1 protein-coding gene is annotated in these 370 nt (G+C 61.1%); it reads left to right on the plus strand.

Annotated elements, in window-relative coordinates; genetic code table 11:
- Positions 1-370: glyceraldehyde 3-phosphate dehydrogenase NAD-binding domain-containing protein (locus tag CYJ76_RS11580; protein WP_331250401.1), on the plus strand; the 370-nt coding region annotated here is incomplete at both ends.

A 370-nucleotide genomic window follows, 5' to 3' on the forward strand; every position in this document is an offset into this window, starting at 1 on the left:
CGCGCCTGCGTGCCGTCGTCGTCCGCTCCAAGGGGGAGGGCGACCTGATCAAGCGTGCTTCTCTGCTGCGCCGCGATTCCGTTCACGGAGCCTTCGACGGCACTATCACCACGGACGAGGAAAACAACACGATCTGGGCCAACGGCACCCCGATTCGCATCATCTACGCCAACAACCCGGCGGAGATCGACTACACCGAATACGGCATCAACGACGCAATCGTGGTGGACAACACTGGCGTGTGGCGCGACCGGGACGGCCTTTCTCAGCACCTGGAGGCCAAGGGCGTGTCCAAGGTTTTGCTGACCGCACCTGGTAAGGGCGACATCAAGAACATCGTCTACGGTATCAACCACGGCGACATCACTGA

The organism is Kytococcus schroeteri (assembly GCF_002847825.1).
GTDB classification, from domain to species: Bacteria; Actinomycetota; Actinomycetes; order Actinomycetales; family Dermatophilaceae; genus Kytococcus; species Kytococcus schroeteri.